The organism is Picosynechococcus sp. PCC 73109 (assembly GCF_001521855.1).
GTDB lineage: Bacteria > Cyanobacteriota > Cyanobacteriia > Cyanobacteriales > MRBY01 > MRBY01.
In genome coordinates, this window is sequence record NZ_CP013998.1 from 1,591,971 (window position 1) to 1,607,777 (window position 15,807).

Here is a 15,807-nt window from a genome sequence, read left to right on the forward strand (position 1 = left end):
CGCCTGATTCTGAGCCGGATTCTCTTTGCAAAACCCTATTGGCTTTAATTTAAAATTATCAACACAAGTTAATATTTATTGACCAAAAAATTAAACCCTAAAGTAAAGTCTAAAACATTACCTATGGCCCTGAAATTCCTTTGATACAATGAAAATAAGGGGAGATCTAGAAAAAAAGCAACAATTTAATTGTTAAAGTCGCAACAAATTTAGCCAGTAGTCAAATAGATCGACTATTCCTAAAAAAAGCCTTTTTCTAAATCTCAAAGCAATGTCCCCATTCTCAACACAGGGGGAAGGCAAATGAAGATTCAACAGGTTGCTAATTTTAGTAGTCGGACTGTTTTTCTCGGAGCCCTACTGATGTTCCAAGGGGCGACCCTCACCGCAGCCAACCCCTTCGATAATCTCGAAAATCGCTGTTTTGATGAAGTTTGTGACCAGTACAACTGTCGCCTTGTGGAAGTTCCCTGTAGTCAGTCCGGCTCCCAAAATACGTCCCAGGAAGATGGCGGTGATGTGGCCCTTTCCTGTGGGAACTATGGTTTACCGTTTCATGGGCCTTTAGAATGGACGCCCTACCAAGAAGCTCTCAATGATGGCCCCCAAAACCCTGGGCCTGTGTATGTCATTTTTTCAATGATCACCTCAGAAATGCGGCCTAACTGGACTCAAAATAATGGGATTTGGGAAGTTACTGGCCCCTTTGATCTCAGGGCGGGCAAGGGTTATCTGCTAGAATTTGGCCCCCAAACGCGCCAAGTGCGGATGATCGAAGGCCCGCTGCCCTACTATGTCGAAGGAACCGCCAGTTGGGTACAGGTGCGAAACACCGACACGTTCCGCAACAGCTACGCCTATTGCATCGTTTCAGCAAATAAATATAACAGCGCCACCCAGTCATCTACACCGAGCCAGACCCAAACAGGTGCAAATTCAAGGCAATGGCGAGGCACCTTAACGAGGAATAGTCGGGTTTTTGATGATGGGACATTTTACAATGCGCATCTATTTACGGGGCAAGCCGGAGATACGATTCAAATTACCCTTGAAACCCAAGCTTTTGATGGATTGTTGATTTTGGTTGATCCCCAAGGAGAAGCAATCGCACAAATTGATGACAACTGGAAAGGCGAGAAGGAAACATTAGTCATTAAACTACCCGATACGGGGGAATATACCATCGTTGTTAATAGCTATGAAGCCGGCGAAACAGGGGACTATCTTCTCAGTCTCAATCAAAATAATTCCGCTGCCCAAGCACCAACAGCCTCCCCAGAAGTGGCCCTTCAAGAGGTAACTCTTTTTGATAACAATAATATTTATGGTGTTCGTAATAGTCCAAGTAGTGCCACACAGTTTTCTTTACCGAATGCGGCACGGTTGACTTATTTCATGAACTACCATTGGAACGATGCCCGGGGTCAAGCTCCTGGAACAATGTGGCTGACCCATCAGGACGGCACCACCTATGGCCCCTGGCAAGCGACGACCCAACCGGGTCAAGGGGGCGTGCCCAATGCCTATTGGATTGTGCGCCCGAATGTCACCTTAAAAGCAGGCAACTATACAATTGGCGACAGTCATCCGAGCAGTTGGGCGAATAATCAACAATCGGGATTTAAGGGTATGTCTCTGCTCAAAGGCGTTTCGCTCGGTAGTGCCAATGGTTCTACTGGGAATGCTGGGAACGGCACAATCGATTGCAGTCAACTGGAAGGACTAGACCGCATTTTATGCGAGCATGACCCACGGAATTGACCATCGTCGTTAGTCTGGGATCGTCAATGGACAGTTGCTCAGCGTTTCAGAAGTCTCCCATAATTGTTTGGCGATCGCCTCGTCTTTGGCTTGGTCTGATTTCTCAACGCGCCCTGGTTTGCCGGACATCTCCCCAAAGCCCTGGGGGCCAAAATAGTCGCCTCCGGTTGCCGTGGGTTCGAGGGCGGCCATCAGGGTGGGTAACGCGCCTTGTTCGACGGAATTTGCGAAGAAAGGCACAAAAATCAAACGGATCAGGCCCGCTAAAAATGCCGGAATGTAGCGGCCAAGTTCCGTGGGGGCGATGCCTGGGTGAGCCGCCACCGAGAGAATGTTTTTATTTTTTGCTGCTAGCCGCCGTTGCAACTCCACCGCAAACAGTAAGCAAGCCAACTTGCTCTGGCCATAGGCCGCTGTCGCCGAATAGTTTTGCTCGGATTGAAGGTCTTGAAAATTAATTTTGCCGAATTTATGGGCGTTGCTACTGAGCGAAACAACCCGTGATTCTGCGGTGTCGGGCATCAGATCAATTAAGAGCGCCGTTAAGAGGAAATGGCCTAAATAATTCACACAAAACTGACTTTCAAAACCATCTACCGTTTGGCTATAGGGAGGGAACATAATGCCCGCATTGTTGATGAGGAGATTTAAAGTTTGATGCCGTTGACGGTAGGCTGTCGCAAATTCTTTAACAGAGGCTAATTGACTCAGATCTAACGCCATTGTCTCCACGTTAGCGTCGGGGATCTGCTGACGGATCTCAGTTGCGGCCGCCGCTGCTTTGTCCATGTCCCGACAGGCCAAAATCACATGACAGCCTGTTTTTGCCAAACCGAGGGCTGTTTCAAAGCCAAGCCCTGTATTTGCGCCGGTAACGATGGCTTTTTTGCCTTGTTGTGAAGGCAGGCTATCGAGCTTAAAGGTCATTCAAAAATATCTCCATTAAATTTTGCTGGAACGGCACTGGTTCAAAGTCGATTGTAACGGGTTGAATTTCTGGGGGGTAGGCATCGAAACGGGTGTGGGGTGAAAAATCCACCAGGCGATTGCAGCTCATAATCCCCTGGTCGGCTGCCCTTAACACCGGGTCTGGGTGATAAGTCTGCAAAAAATCCATCAAGGTCGTTTCTAGCTCAGTCTGTAAAACCTCTTGGTGCCAGAGGGCGTGGTTCAAAAAAGGCACCAATAATGCCAGCAAATCCCGCGTGACCACCACGGCCATCTTGGTCTCATCCTTTAGGCAAGCAAAACTTTTGATCAATTGACCGTCTGCTCCTATTTCACAGCCCGTTTGACCCCGGTCCCACACCTGATCATCGATTAATAACGACCCACCACCAAAATCCTCCTCAAAGGGAAAATGGGTGTGGACACAGCCCACCGAATAGCCAGAAGGTTCATTGCGGCCAAAGTAGGCAAAGCGATAACTACAAATATCTTCGATGAGCCATGTGTCCGGGTGTCTTTGGGTATGGGCCTTAGAAAAAGAGTCTTGCAGAGTATGGAGGGCGGCCCCGATAAATTTGATACCCGTCATTTTTCGGTGTCGCTGCTCGAAACTTTCGGAGTCTGGCGGCGGAGACAATGGCCCGGCCATGGAAGCAACGCCATGGATAATGGTGTCTTTGATGAAATTATGGGATAACCCACAGGATTCATGGGCGCTGACGGATTCTTCTTGGGCGTTCCCCAGATAATTTCGCGTGAAGTTTGTAATTTGGGAGCGATTGTCATCGTGGCGAATCATGCCCGCTAATAATTCATCCCGTTCCGCTTCAGATAGAACTTCCCAATCTTCTGGCCCGACTAAAATTTGCATCAACTGCTCGGCAAAGGGACGATCTAGCCCCGGAAAATCCACCAGGGTATTGCCATTAAATAAAGGATGGGCCTGACGATCAATGGAGCCGACGGGCGTGCCATAGAAGTTGCGCGTCAGGGGATCGGGGCTTGTTTGTAATTGTTCAAGGGCAAAAAGGGTGAGGTATTCGTGGCCGGGAATTAAGTGGGTCATAAAGGCTGCGGCTTTGGTCCCCTGGGCAAGCCAGACTAGCACCAGACCCCCAATGAATCGATTCAATAATTTCATTATCTCAAGCTATTTTTGCCCCTGGATGGAGAACTTATTCTTCACTTTCTACTAGGATACGCTCTGGCTCTCCTTTTACATGCACCCGAAAGACAATAGCTCGCCCACCTTCTGGGCCTCCTTGGGGAGCGTGCTGGGCATAGGGTGGGATCACATAGGTATCGCCTGCTACAAGAATTTGGTTGGGTTTTCCGGTTTCGATATGAATCACAGAGCCTTCGAGCAGATAGATAAATTCTTCACCGGGATGGTAATGGAGGGGCAAGCTTCCCCCCGGCGGAATAATCACGTCTGAGATAATCACTTCGAGGTTTTCTGCCATGCTCACCGGTGCCCGTAACATTGTATTTGGCCCCGGTGGTAAATCTACACCAGTGCTTTGTTGGGCAATCTCAGATGGATGGGAGAAATGTTCAGGGGGATGGGCTTTGACTAGAGCTTGCTGGGTGAGCACACTGGCGATCGCCAAGGCAAAACCGGCACAAAATTTTCCACGAATTGTCGCCATCGAATTTTTCTCCCAAGCATTAGGACTATGGCCAAAGGATAGAAGAAAAAACTTTTCCCAGTAGCAAACCGAAACAACAATTTAAAGTTGAGTTGCAAAGCGCCCAGAAACAGACGCCCCATTAGTGCTTTTTCTGTCGGTTATGATCGAAACAGACCCACACCAGATATCATCAAGCAGTTCTTTTCACTTGACGGCTCCCTTGAAGCCACTTGTCGCTGGGTCATACTGCATCGGGATTAATACGCCGCAACTAATCCCCAGTATCGACTGTTTTACAACTGAATAAAAAGAGGTAGCCTCTGATGAAAACACTCACTTTCCTAATGATTCCGGCAGTAGCCTTGTCCTTAATGCCGCAGTCCGTTTTAGCCTGGAACGCTTATTATCTCTATAACAAAGATGGGAGAGATATCTGGGCCATCGAATGTGCAGATGGCACACTCCACAGCTATGCAGGCAGCTCCAGTGGCCTCGGCACCGTGGGGCCAGCCCTTTGTGAGGATCATGGCGGCATTGCCAATCCTGGTGGTGACCCGCAACCAGTCCCCGCAACAGTTCACGAAGTAGATTCTTCCTTGGGCAATCCCAAACCAGAACCGACTCCCCCCAATTCACGACCCCAAACCTTTGAAAACTGGCACTTTACACCATAATCAATAGGACATTTCTGAAGTTTTTTCAACTCGACTATCCACCTTCTCCTCATGCGTGGATAGTCTGTTTTTTAGAGGGCAATCCACCATTTCAAAGACATATATCAACCATAAAAACCGCCCTCAAGGGACGGCGCTTTTTTATTACCCAGATGACCGAACTCTATCTAAGCCGAGGCGGAATATTTTGTCGGGTATCTGCACTCTGAACAGGATTAGCGCACTCAGGATTTGGATTATTCAAACAAAGATGATTTTCAGACAAATGACGATGCTTGCCTGGCCCATGTTGTTCTGCGGCTTGTTCCCTGTCTAAGGCATGCATTTGCCCTCCCATACCCATTGTCAGAGCTTCCATGGGGAAAGCACATTGTGGACTGGGATTGTTTACACAAACATAACCAGCAGGCTGCATATACAGAAGTTTCCCCTTTGCCTCTTTTGTCCGTGACATCTCGTTAGCTTGTGCCATATTTCCCAAAAGAACAAAAATACTAGCGCCGACAAATAAGAACATTTTATTCATGTCAATTCTCCTTTATTTGTACTCGAACTAATAAGCTGCATCTTAAAAAAATGCATTGCATAAAGAGTAATCAAGTCAATTAATTTCGGAGACGCAGCAAAGTATGGAAGTAACAAGCTACCTTCGTTTTTTCTTCCACTTAACTTCAGAACACAGATTAGATCAAAAATTAAGTGAGATCCCCAAAAACGAAATATTAATTTTTTTTAACTGTACCAAGGGACTGGTCTTTGCATACATTCATTTTACAGGCTAAATTTCAAAAAAAAGAGAATCCAATATTAAAAAAAAGTAATTTTTTGTTGAATTAATAAGTCTTGAATAAAGTTTTGGTTAGATATCTGAGCCATAGCATCTTTAGATATATAAATAAAATACTTTATAGTTATATAAAATAAGCGTTTTTTTGACTTTAAGAATGATGATCTAACCTCTTGTGGAGATGATCGTCGTCATTGAGATGAGAAACGTGGCGATCGCCTTAGAAAGAGTCCTAGGTAGAACAGGTCGCATGGAAATCGCGGAGCCAAAGCTTGGTGGCTTGGCCCACGGAACCTCGGGACGCATCACGGGGAGGGTTAGCTGGTTGGCTAGGATCAGGATTGGCAAGGCTAGAAACGACATTGGCGATCGCCCAACCATTGTTCGTAGGGGTTAGAAACAACCAATAGTAGTTTTCAAAGCTAATTTTTTGACTGTTGTTGTATTGGGTTTCTAGGGTGGTGAAAAAAATCTGCTCCGTAGTATCAGGAACCGTCGGCGTATATTGACGATTTTTGAGGGGCAGAGGAGTTAAATTTCCTGGACTAGCGATGACAATGTAACTAAAACTATCTTCAGTGCGGTCTAAATTACGCGCCCGTTGAATGACCCGATTACCATAGCTGGGTAGATCTTCCAGGAGTTGGGGCACAATTTCTGTTAAGGGAGCGTTGCACTGGGGTTGGGCGATCGCCTTCGTGGAGCAGATCCCGAAACTGCCGCAAATTAATGTGAAATAAATGGCGAGGGAGCGATTGAACATCATATTTTCAGTAGTGCAAAGGCGTTAACTCGGCAGTGAACCCAGGCAGAGCAGGGAGAAATATTTCATCTTCCCTGTCTGTTTAGTCTAACCTTCGGCTTGGTCGGCAGCCTCAGCCCAGGTTTGCGCCCAGGTCAGGATTTCTCGTACGGCTTCAGGATTGGCCGCTTCACTATATAACCGCAGTACAGGCTCGGTACCGCTAAAGCGAATCAGCAACCAACTTTGATCAGCAAGGCGGAATTTATAGCCATCTTTGGGGTCGCTGTGAATTACGTCACGGTTGGCGATCGCCTTGGGGGGATTTGTCGCGAGGATGTTTAATAGGCGATCGCGGCTGGAGAAATCCCGCAAATGTAAATCAATGCGGTCGTAGGCGCCATAAAAATTAGCTTTGCTTTGGAGGGTCTGGTAAATCTCGCCGAGGTCTTGATCAAAAATGGCGATCGCCTCTAGGAGATACAATGCCGCCAGCAGCGCATCCCGTTCGGGAATGTGGTGGCCGTAGCCAATACCGCCGGATTCTTCGCCACCAAGAAGCACCTGGGTCTGTTGCATTCGTTCGGCAATGTATTTGTAGCCGATGGGTGTTTCAAAGACTGGCAAACCGTAGTATTCGCTCAAACGGGGGATTAAATCAGAGCCGCTGACGGTTTTCACCACTTCCCCTTGATATTGGCGATTTTGGGACAAATGGGCCAGCAAAATCGGGATTAGCTTTTGGGAACTGAAGAACTCACCATCCCCAGCCACAGCGGCAATGCGATCGCCATCACCATCAAAGACAAATCCCACCTGAATTGCCTCTGAATCTTGATTATGGGCGGCGCGAATGGTGCGTTGCAGTTGAGACAAATGTTTTTCTAAAGGCTCTGGTGGGCGGCCGCCGAACAAAGGATCTGGTTCACAATGGATTTCTTGGATCGCCGCATTGAGCAGTTGGGTCAAACCGCCCGCCGCTGCGCCATACATTACATCGGCAAAGACCTGGAGACGACCAGCGGCGATCGCCTGGCGAATTTTTTCTAAATCAACCAGTTGCTGTAATCCGGCGCAATAGTCCTGCCAGGGATCAAAATAATCTAAACTGCCCGTCGTTGAATGTTGAGGATCAATCTCGGCTTCCAGTCGCGCTTCAATCTGAGCCGTAATTTCCTCAGAAACCGAGCCGCCAAAAGCCCCTTTCACTTTTAATCCTAAATAACCCGCTGGATTATGGCTGGCCGTTAAGGCGATCGCCCCCAGAGCCTTGTGGTGGTGGGCGGCATAACTGAGGGCTGGGGTTGGCGCAAAACTATTGGCCAGAAGCACGCGAAACCCTGCCCCCTGGATCGCTTCGGCGGCGGCAAGGGCAAATTCATCTGCAAGAAACCGCCGGTCATAGCCGACGATTATCGTGTTATCAATGGCTTGGTCTGCGAAATTTTCTTTTAAAACATGGGCCGAGGCGATCGCCACCCGTTGCACCCGTTCAAAGGTAAAATCCGCCGCAATAATGCCACGCCAACCGTCTGTGCCGAACCGAATCGGCTGTTGATTCCCAAACGCCAACACAATCTCTGCCTCAAAAACTTAAAAACGTCCTTTAGCAGTTTAATTGCTGGGGAAGTCCTGACCAACATAAACGGTGCGCGTCTGACCAGCCCGCTCCAGGATGACTTGGTTACTCTGGGCACCAATCAGCTTCCAACTGCCACTACCCAACTCTTCACCGAGACGGAACCGTTGGGTGGTGCCATTGATTTTGAATAAAGCTTCGGAGCGATCGCCCGCTTCTAAAACCCCCACGAGGCTATACATCGTCTTTGGCGCTGCGGGGGGCGCAGGTACATCGTTGACGGTTGGGGTCACCGCACGGGGTGCAGGGGGCGGCACGATGGCTAAGGGAGCTGAATTTTGTTTTGGTGGCGGTGGGGGGGCGATCGCCACGGGGGGTTCCACACTGGGCGGCGGCGGTAAGAGGGCTAAACCCTGGGATAAATTTGCGCTGCCATTGGTGCCCGCATTCGGTGGATAGACCGGAATATAGATGCGTTCAATGACCTGTGGCCCCGAATTTGCTTCTGATGCTGGTGCTTCTGCATCCCCTTGGCGGTCAATATTGTCGAGCGCTCGCTGAATGTAGTTGGCAAATTCTGCCCCCGGCTCTGGGTTTTCTGGGGGGACTGTCTCCGTCGCAGCAGGGGTAGAACGACTGAGGAATTGCGGCATTTTTAACTGATCATTCGCCGCTAACCACAGAATACCGCCCACTAAAGAAGCACAGGAGCAGATAAATAGAAGTCGCTCTGTGTAATAGCCCCAGCCCCGTTTGACCACCAATTCTGCGTCGATCTCTTCTGGTGGAAAGGGGGGGGCTTCAGGAGGCGGCCCCATGAGGTCTCCCTGGGTGACTAATACCGATTGCATCGGTCTGACTTCCGGTTCTGGCGATCGCCTAAAAGATTGGGGCGGCTGGCGATCGCCTAAGAGCTGATCGATATCCGCAAACACATCATCCATGAGACGGTTAGCCTCTGCTTCAGCAGACCAAGAATCAGATTCTAGGGAATCCAAGGAAGTTGTGCGCAGTTCGTTCATATCACCAAGAGGGGGGCAGAAAAATTGCTTTTAATTGTAATCAGAATCTCGTCACCTAACCGTGCCGAAATTAGCGATCAGCCCATGGTGCAGCGTCGAGATTGATGCCACATGTTCAAGATGTGGAAATATCTCTACAATCCTAATGCCCTTTGGCCAGGACGCAACCCCAAGCTTGCTTTTTTTCACAATTAGTAGCTGTCGGCCGTCGGCGGCAACAAAAGACAATCCCGAAAGAAGCGGCTGATCTGGTTCAAAACGCACCACAGTGAGGAGATAAATTTCAAAAAAACCCTTCTCCCATTAAACTGTTTATGTTTTGTTTCTGAGGGAAAAAAGTCACATGGAGCATCGTGGCGTCACAGTTTGGTTCACCGGTCTGAGTGGTGCAGGGAAAACCACCATTAGCCATGCCCTAGCGGAACGTTTAAAAGCGGCTGGCTGTAAGTTAGAAATCCTGGATGGCGACATTGTCCGGACAAATCTCACCAAGGGCCTAGGCTTTAGCAAAGAAGACCGCGATGAAAATATTCGTCGGATTGGCTTTGTTTCCCATCTGCTCACCCGCAACGGCGTGATTGTCTTTGTTTCTGCCATTTCTCCTTACCGGGAAATTCGCGAAGAAGTGCGGCAACGAATTGGTGATTTCGTCGAGATTTTCGTCAATGCCCCCCTCGAAGAATGTGAACGACGGGACGTTAAAGGTCTTTATCAACGGGCGAGAGCGGGTGAAATTAAAGGTTTTACCGGAATTGATGATCCCTATGAAGCGCCCACCAATCCTGAAGTGGAGTGCCGTACTGACCTCGAAGAACTCGAAGAAAGTATCGAAAAAGTGATGGCGAAGCTCACTGAACTGGGCTACATCACCCCTTAATTTTTGATTGCAGTCCCACAATTGCATAATTTGAAAGTGCAGTCTAGGATAATGCTTGGCTGCATTTTTTTGTGTTTCGTGGCTAGTGCAGTTGCGATCGCCCCCACTCGATCGCTTCGGCTTTGGTGTGAATTTTTCCTTCGACATGGGCCACTTGGATTTCGGTGAGTAGATGGCCAATTTGGGGACTGGGGGAAAGGTGCAACTCACGGATGAGATCCTTCCCTGATAAAAGCGAAACCGGATGGGCGACGGGATCATGGGCGGTGAAATACCGTTGCAGTAATGGCGCTAACGGGGCGGCACTAAGGCCAAAACTCCGGGCAACCAGGGCGAGGATCGGAAAAGCGCCCTTAACCGTTTGGAAGAAAAAGTATTGTTCCCGCAGGCTCAGGGGTTGTGCTTGGCTGGCTAACAGTTGGGGGAGCATTTCGATGACGGTGCTGACGGTGCGTAGTTCGTACCGGGGATATTTCAAGCGGGCGATCGCCTGTTGGGCTTTTTCTGGATCGCTGCCCACCAAACAGGCCAATTTCCCCAGGGCGAGCCAGGCTGTCTCCGTGGCAAATTCGGGGTAGACTGCGGCGAATTCTTGACCAATGGCCGTTAACCGTTGCATGCGGTCTAAGCTCGTTTGATCCGCTGCGGGCAACCAATGGGCCAACAAGCCATCCTGAAAGGCTAACTCTAACCAGCGATCGCCTTGTGGGTGGTGCAACAAATAGTTCAACTCATGCTGAATTCGTTCGGCTGCAATATTTTTAATCAAAGGGGCCAACTCGCGAATTTGTGCCCTGGTGTCGGCATCTAAAGAAAATCCCAACTGCGCCGCCTGACGATAGGCCCGCAACAACCGCAGGGGGTCGTCGGCCAAATTTTCCGGCGTCACCATCCGCAACACCTTATTTTCCAAATCAGCGAGGCCATTGAGGGGATCGACTAAGCAATCAGAACGGATATGGTAGGCGATCGCATTTACGCAATAATCCCGCCGCCGCAAATCCCGCTCTAGGCTGTCCCCTTCCTGTTGGGCAAAATCTAATGTCCCCTGCCGGAAGACCACCCGGGCAATTTGGCGCATCTCATCGAGTACCACAAAACCCGCTTGATATTTTTTTGCAATGGCACGGGCCGTTTCCACTGCCTTTTTGGGGACGACGAAATCAAAATCAATATAATCACTCTGGCGCTGCAAGAGGGCATCCCGCACGGCACCACCCACCAAGCAAGCCTCCGCTGGCAATTCCGCCACAGAAAATGGCAAAAGGCGTAAAAATTCAGCTAAACGCTCCTTGGGAGAGTCCAAAACCATCAATGACGAAACCCGATTAGAATAAGCACGATTAATGAGAATATCATTCCCCCTCCGATTATGGGTGGGGAAATTCAAAAGCGCAAAAACACAGGCTAAAATAGGGTCTGCTGTTTGAGGGCACCGACCAAATGAAGGACTTTGTTGTCATCACCTTTTATAAATTTTTCGACTTTCCTGACTACAAAGAACGGCAACAACCCATTTTCAACTTTGCCGACGAACAAAACATCATTGGCACTATTCTGTTGGCCCACGAAGGCATCAATGCCACCATTGCAGGGACCCAAACAGCCCTCGATGCCATGGTGAACTTTCTGCATCAAGATCCTCGCCTCGCAGATCTCACCTACAAAGTTTCGACGGCCCCCAAGCAGCCCTTTAAACGTCTCAAGGTCAAACTCAAACAGGAAATTGTTACCCTAGGCCAGCCGAACGTTGATCCAAACAATACCGTCGGCACCTATATTGACCCTAAGGATTGGAATGACTTGATCCAAAATCCGGATGTGACCCTCGTGGATACCCGCAATGATTATGAAGTGGGCATCGGTACGTTTAAAGGGGCCATTAACCCCAACACCAAATCCTTCCGCGAATTTCCCGATTATGTCGCCGAAAATCTAGACCCCCAGAAAAATGCGAAGGTGGCGATGTTTTGCACAGGGGGGATTCGCTGTGAAAAGGCGACTTCCTACCTTTTAAACCAAGGGTTTCAGGAGGTTTACCATCTCAAGGGCGGCATTTTAAAATATCTCGAAGAAATCCCCGTTGCAGAAAGCCTCTGGGAAGGGGAATGCTTCGTGTTTGATGAACGGGTCACGGTCAAACATGGCCTAGAAACGGGTCACTATGAACTGTGCTATGCCTGTGGCCATCCCATTGATGCCGAGGATAAAACGTCGGCGGATTATGAGATTGGCGTGTCTTGCCCTTACTGTATTGAAGCTCTGACCCCGGAACGGCGATCGCGCTTTGAGGCAAAATGGCAACAACGGCAACAGATGAAAGCCTGCCAAGCCAGTTAGATCGTCAGGGAATCCACAGCAGAATTGGGGAACTTCTCGACTACAATGGGGCTAATTCTTTGCCAGCATTCATGACGTAACGACATTGCCGCGTTGATTTTTGGTAATTCCCAAAGGATCGAATCTTTGGCGATCGCCCCTAGTCAACCGCACCATTTACTAAATCACCCTTACTTACCCGTAAAAGTATGCCACAACTGCATCTTTCCCACCTCAACCCCCGCGCGCAAACCGCCAACCCCCAAGCACAATCAATGCCAATGGGAGATGTTCAAATGGGTGGGATGATGCCAGATCTTGATTTAGCGACCGTTAACGAAAAACTCAGCGAAGCCAATGCCGTTGAAGTCGTCCAGTGGGCGTCCCAGACCTTTCCCGAAGGGCTGATCATGAGCACCAGTTTCGGGATTCAGTCGGCGGTAATGCTCCACCTCGTCACCCAGGTCATCCCTGATATTCCCGTCGTTTGGATTGACACCGGCTATCTCCCAGAGGCCACCTATCGCTTTGCTGAAGAATTAGGCGATCGCCTCAACCTCAACCTCAAAGTCTATCAATCGCCCCTCAGTCCCGCGCGGATGGAAGCCCTCTACGGCAAACTATGGGAACAGGACAACATCGAAGCCTTTAACCGCTACGATTACATCCGCAAAGTCGAACCCATGCAACGAGCCCTCAAGGAGTTAAACGCCAAGGCCTGGCTCGCCGGACTCCGCAAAGGTCAAACCGACCACCGCAAGACCCTCGGTTACGTCGCCAAACAAGGCAAGCAGTACAAAATTCACCCAATTTTGACCTGGACTTCTAAGGACGTTTATGAGTATCTAATGGCCCACGATCTCCCCTACCATCCCTATTTTGATAAAGGCTATGTCACCGTTGGGGATTGGCACTCTAGTCGGCCTTTGATGGCAGGCGATGAAAGCGAACGGGATACCCGTTTCCGGGGCCTAAAACAAGAATGTGGCTTACACCTTCCCAGCACCTCCGAAGAAGCCCAGAGTTTAGACTCCAGCGGCCTCTAGGCGGTAGTCGAGTTTGCCATGGCAAGCCCTAGACAACAGAGCAATTGTCCATCCCAGAGACTAAAAAAAGGCGAATCAAGAATGATTCGCCCCTGGGGTTAACAATTTGATTGGATGACAAAAAATAAATGCCGCAATCCTTTGATTTAAAGCTATCTAGAGGGGGATTACGTCGAATTGAACCGTTGCGGTCACTTCGGGGTGCAGTTTAACCTGGGCTTCGTAGCTACCAGTTTTGCCAATTTCAGGGAGCGTAATGCCACGACGATCTACATCTTGGCCTGCTCTTTCTTTGATGGCGTCGGCCACATCCTGGGTTGTTACGGTACCGAAAATTTGATTTTCTTCACCAACTTGCTTACGGATAATGAGTTTACCCACAGTTTTGAGGGCAACTTTACGCGCTTCGGCGTCCTGGAGTTCTGCAAGCAGACGTTGACGTTCTTTTTCGCGGCGCTGTTCAACTTGGCGAAGAATGCCGGGGGTGGCGAGGGAGGCAATGCCTTGGGGGAGGAGGTAGTTACGGGCATAGCCGGGGGCAACTTCAACGAGGTCACCATTGTTGCCTAGCTTGCGCACGTCCTGATTAAGGACTACCTGTAAACGCTTACTCATAATATTGACAGAATAATTTTTTCTATAGAAATCTGTTAGCTTCCAGAACTTTAAATTCTACAAGTTAAGGGATTGTTTAGGCAAATAGTCCGGATCTGTGTTCTGTTTTGTGGTATTGGGGCGGGGGGTATCGTCACAGGCAGATTGTCGTCCTTGTTTCCGCTGCCGCTTATTCCGATACATTTTCTCGTCAGCTTGTTTCAACAGGGTGCGTAGGGAGGCATTGGCTGGAAATTCGGTATAACTGGCGTAACCAGTGCTGATTGAGAGTTGGTAGGGGCGCTGTTGTTGTTGGTTGAAGTTGGCGATCGCCGCTTGGAGACGTTGGCAAATCAGATCCGCTTCTGCCTGGTTTACCGGCGCAAAACAGGTAAATTCATCGCCCCCCAGCCGGGCCAGAATATCTGCCCTCCGGAAGCTGTCCCGCAGAATCTGGGCTGCATCGACAATGACGCGATCGCCTACCCCATGGCCCAGGTGATCATTAATCGTCTTTAGATTATCCACATCGAAGAAAAAGAGCGAGAAAGGCAACTTTTGGCGCTCCAGCAAGGATAATTCCTGTTCGACGAGCATAAAGAAACCCCGACGATTGTAAACGCCTGTCAATTCATCCGTGAGAGACAGTTGACGAATGCGATTTTCGGCTTTTTTCCGTTCCTGCACCTCTTGACGAAGTTTTTGATTGAGGCGGTCTAGTTCCTGGGTACGCTCTTTGATCTGCTGCTCTAAAAAACTCACAAGCCCGTACATTTCATTTTGGTTCATCGCCTCCAACAAATTCGATTGGGTCACCAACCCCAGGAGCTCGTGGTGCTCCCCAACCACAATCAAGCGGTGGGTTTGGTGCCGTTCCATCAGTTGTTTGGCCTCGATCAGAGAACGGTGCACCGCAATTTTGGTCGGCCGGGTCATGGTCTGTTCCGCTGTGATTTTTTGCAAATCCACATCCAGGGAACGTAAATGTAAAATATCCTGTTCCGTGACAATTCCCAGGGGAAACCAAGCCTGTTCGAGGGTCGGATGGGGTTTAACAATGACAATTGAACCCACACGGCATTCCATCATCACCTTAGCCAAGTGCCACATGGATTGTTGGGGGGCACCATAGACCACGCGACTCACCATCACTTCTTTGACAAATCGCAGGCGCAGCAAATGCACCGGTTCAATGACACCACGCAGTAAGCGGTGAGTGATTAAACCGAATAGCTTACCTTCTGTGTCTAGAACTGGTAAGTGACGAATCCGATGTTTTTGCAACAGTTGAGAAATATGCAGGGGTGTTAAAGACTGATCCCAAGTTAGGGAGATGACAGGGGTCGTCATAATTTGCTTTAGGGTGATCTGCTGCCAATTTTGATCCAGGATGACCCATTTCAAGAGGTCGCGTTCGGTCACAATTCCCTGTAATTGCTGGCCTGCCATCACGAGAATACAACTGGCGCGGCTACTATTGACCTCTAGGGCATCGCTTGTCTTGTCTTGTAACTCACAGGTACGCTTTAAACTCGCCATGGTGTTTGCCGCTTCAAGCAAGGTGGTCTCCGCTGCGAGCATAATGGGGTCTTTAATGAGACATTTTTCAACGGATTTGTAGGAAGTGAGATCAAGCATAGGTAAAACGCGACAAAAGTTTGCCCTGAAGAAAAAATGACCTGTTGCAATGGGCCACAACGACTAAAGCAACTGGAATGAAGATGCCTAGAAGTATTTATGACTCTTTTGTCCATCATAGGCGGGCCATGGATCGGTTGGGGGTTTTCAGCAACGAATCTTGAGCGCTGTTGGCCAGTACCGTGTTTT

The 15,807-nt window shown here is 49.2% G+C and carries 15 protein-coding genes; 5 read left to right on the forward strand and 10 right to left on the reverse strand.

Going from position 1 to position 15,807, the window contains the following annotated elements; genetic code table 11:
- Window positions 1-303 precede the first annotated feature (303 nt).
- A complete protein-coding gene (locus AWQ23_RS07610) occupies window positions 304-1,761 on the forward strand; it encodes a PPC domain-containing protein (protein ID WP_062434047.1) in 1,458 nt (485 codons plus the stop codon).
- 9 nt (window positions 1,762-1,770) lie between these two features.
- On the opposite strand, the gene AWQ23_RS07615 is transcribed toward AWQ23_RS07610, so the two are convergent.
- From AWQ23_RS07615 to AWQ23_RS07625, 3 genes are read right to left on the reverse strand one after another with little or no spacing between them, the layout of a single operon-like run.
- Entirely contained in the window at window positions 1,771-2,688 is a 918-nt protein-coding gene (locus AWQ23_RS07615) for an oxidoreductase (protein WP_062434050.1), read from the reverse strand.
- Window positions 2,678-3,850: a hypothetical protein gene (locus AWQ23_RS07620; RefSeq protein ID WP_062434053.1), complete on the reverse strand. Its 1,173-nt coding sequence runs from the start codon at window positions 3,848-3,850 to the stop codon at window positions 2,678-2,680. Before AWQ23_RS07620 ends, AWQ23_RS07615 begins: the two co-directional genes overlap by 11 nt.
- 34 nt (window positions 3,851-3,884) lie before the next feature.
- Window positions 3,885-4,358 (reverse strand): cupin domain-containing protein, encoded by a 474-nt coding sequence (locus AWQ23_RS07625; RefSeq protein ID WP_052349666.1) that lies wholly within the window; start codon window positions 4,356-4,358, stop codon window positions 3,885-3,887.
- Window positions 4,359-4,663: 305 nt separating this feature from the next.
- On the opposite strand from AWQ23_RS07625, the gene AWQ23_RS07630 reads away from it, so the two are divergent.
- Entirely contained in the window at window positions 4,664-5,014 is a 351-nt protein-coding gene (locus tag AWQ23_RS07630; protein WP_157072200.1) for a hypothetical protein, read from the forward strand.
- 163 nt (window positions 5,015-5,177) lie between these two features.
- On the opposite strand, the gene AWQ23_RS07635 is transcribed toward AWQ23_RS07630, so the two are convergent.
- The 4 genes from AWQ23_RS07635 to AWQ23_RS07650 form a co-directional block, all read right to left on the reverse strand.
- Window positions 5,178-5,540: a hypothetical protein gene (locus AWQ23_RS07635; protein ID WP_030007142.1), complete on the reverse strand. Its 363-nt coding sequence runs from the start codon at window positions 5,538-5,540 to the stop codon at window positions 5,178-5,180.
- Between the two features lie 493 nt (window positions 5,541-6,033).
- Window positions 6,034-6,567 carry a hypothetical protein gene (locus tag AWQ23_RS07640; RefSeq protein ID WP_071884912.1) on the reverse strand — a complete coding sequence of 178 codons (534 nt, stop codon included), beginning with the start codon at window positions 6,565-6,567 and terminating at the stop codon, window positions 6,034-6,036.
- Window positions 6,568-6,651: 84 nt separating this feature from the next.
- Window positions 6,652-8,115 carry a phosphoglucomutase/phosphomannomutase family protein gene (locus tag AWQ23_RS07645; protein ID WP_062436585.1) on the reverse strand — a complete coding sequence of 488 codons (1,464 nt, stop codon included), beginning with the start codon at window positions 8,113-8,115 and terminating at the stop codon, window positions 6,652-6,654.
- Window positions 8,116-8,157: 42 nt separating this feature from the next.
- Window positions 8,158-9,144 carry a hypothetical protein gene (locus AWQ23_RS07650; protein WP_062434062.1) on the reverse strand — a complete coding sequence of 329 codons (987 nt, stop codon included), beginning with the start codon at window positions 9,142-9,144 and terminating at the stop codon, window positions 8,158-8,160.
- Window positions 9,145-9,487: 343 nt separating this feature from the next.
- Between AWQ23_RS07650 and cysC the strand changes: the two genes are divergently transcribed.
- Complete coding sequence (gene cysC, locus AWQ23_RS07660; protein ID WP_030007136.1) at window positions 9,488-10,021, forward strand: adenylyl-sulfate kinase; 534 nt, start codon at window positions 9,488-9,490, stop codon at window positions 10,019-10,021.
- 82 nt (window positions 10,022-10,103) lie between these two features.
- Here cysC and AWQ23_RS07665 read toward each other — a convergent pair whose 3' ends face one another.
- Window positions 10,104-11,333 carry a CCA tRNA nucleotidyltransferase gene (locus AWQ23_RS07665; RefSeq protein ID WP_062434068.1) on the reverse strand — a complete coding sequence of 410 codons (1,230 nt, stop codon included), beginning with the start codon at window positions 11,331-11,333 and terminating at the stop codon, window positions 10,104-10,106.
- A gap of 131 nt (window positions 11,334-11,464) precedes the next feature.
- Here AWQ23_RS07665 and AWQ23_RS07670 point away from each other — a divergent pair, with 131 nt between their 5' ends.
- Together AWQ23_RS07670 and cysH are read left to right on the forward strand one after the other, a co-directional pair.
- A complete protein-coding gene (locus AWQ23_RS07670) occupies window positions 11,465-12,361 on the forward strand; it encodes a rhodanese-related sulfurtransferase (RefSeq protein WP_062434072.1) in 897 nt (298 codons plus the stop codon).
- Window positions 12,362-12,636: 275 nt separating this feature from the next.
- Complete coding sequence (cysH, locus tag AWQ23_RS07675) at window positions 12,637-13,386, forward strand: phosphoadenosine phosphosulfate reductase (protein ID WP_012307111.1); 750 nt, start codon at window positions 12,637-12,639, stop codon at window positions 13,384-13,386.
- Between the two features lie 156 nt (window positions 13,387-13,542).
- Here cysH and rplI read toward each other — a convergent pair whose 3' ends face one another.
- Both rplI and AWQ23_RS07685 read right to left on the reverse strand, forming a co-directional pair.
- The gene (gene rplI, locus AWQ23_RS07680) at window positions 13,543-14,001 is read right to left on the reverse strand and encodes a 50S ribosomal protein L9 (RefSeq protein ID WP_012307112.1); all 459 of its coding nucleotides are present in this window, start codon (window positions 13,999-14,001) and stop codon (window positions 13,543-13,545) included.
- 57 nt (window positions 14,002-14,058) lie between these two features.
- Window positions 14,059-15,618, reverse strand: coding sequence for a diguanylate cyclase (locus tag AWQ23_RS07685; protein WP_062434074.1), 1,560 nt, complete (start codon window positions 15,616-15,618; stop codon window positions 14,059-14,061).
- Window positions 15,619-15,807 lie beyond the last annotated feature (189 nt).

What these genes read in the sequence shown, in the direction of transcription:
- cysC (WP_030007136.1), top strand. Translation starts at nt 9,488, where the DNA reads ATGGAGCATCGTGGCGTCACAGTTTGGTTCACCGGTCTGAGTGGTGCA.
- AWQ23_RS07670 (WP_062434072.1), top strand. Translation starts at nt 11,465, where the DNA reads ATGAAGGACTTTGTTGTCATCACCTTTTATAAATTTTTCGACTTTCCT.
- AWQ23_RS07640 (WP_071884912.1), bottom strand. Translation starts at nt 6,567, where the DNA reads ATGATGTTCAATCGCTCCCTCGCCATTTATTTCACATTAATTTGCGGC.
- AWQ23_RS07685 (WP_062434074.1), bottom strand. Translation starts at nt 15,618, where the DNA reads ATGCTTGATCTCACTTCCTACAAATCCGTTGAAAAATGTCTCATTAAA.
- AWQ23_RS07620 (WP_062434053.1), bottom strand. Translation starts at nt 3,850, where the DNA reads ATGAAATTATTGAATCGATTCATTGGGGGTCTGGTGCTAGTCTGGCTT.
- cysH (WP_012307111.1), top strand. Translation starts at nt 12,637, where the DNA reads ATGGGTGGGATGATGCCAGATCTTGATTTAGCGACCGTTAACGAAAAA.
- AWQ23_RS07630 (WP_157072200.1), top strand. Translation starts at nt 4,664, where the DNA reads ATGAAAACACTCACTTTCCTAATGATTCCGGCAGTAGCCTTGTCCTTA.
- AWQ23_RS07650 (WP_062434062.1), bottom strand. Translation starts at nt 9,144, where the DNA reads ATGAACGAACTGCGCACAACTTCCTTGGATTCCCTAGAATCTGATTCT.
- AWQ23_RS07610 (WP_062434047.1), top strand. Translation starts at nt 304, where the DNA reads ATGAAGATTCAACAGGTTGCTAATTTTAGTAGTCGGACTGTTTTTCTC.
- rplI (WP_012307112.1), bottom strand. Translation starts at nt 14,001, where the DNA reads ATGAGTAAGCGTTTACAGGTAGTCCTTAATCAGGACGTGCGCAAGCTA.
- AWQ23_RS07665 (WP_062434068.1), bottom strand. Translation starts at nt 11,333, where the DNA reads ATGGTTTTGGACTCTCCCAAGGAGCGTTTAGCTGAATTTTTACGCCTT.
- AWQ23_RS07615 (WP_062434050.1), bottom strand. Translation starts at nt 2,688, where the DNA reads ATGACCTTTAAGCTCGATAGCCTGCCTTCACAACAAGGCAAAAAAGCC.
- AWQ23_RS07625 (WP_052349666.1), bottom strand. Translation starts at nt 4,358, where the DNA reads ATGGCGACAATTCGTGGAAAATTTTGTGCCGGTTTTGCCTTGGCGATC.
- AWQ23_RS07635 (WP_030007142.1), bottom strand. Translation starts at nt 5,540, where the DNA reads ATGAATAAAATGTTCTTATTTGTCGGCGCTAGTATTTTTGTTCTTTTG.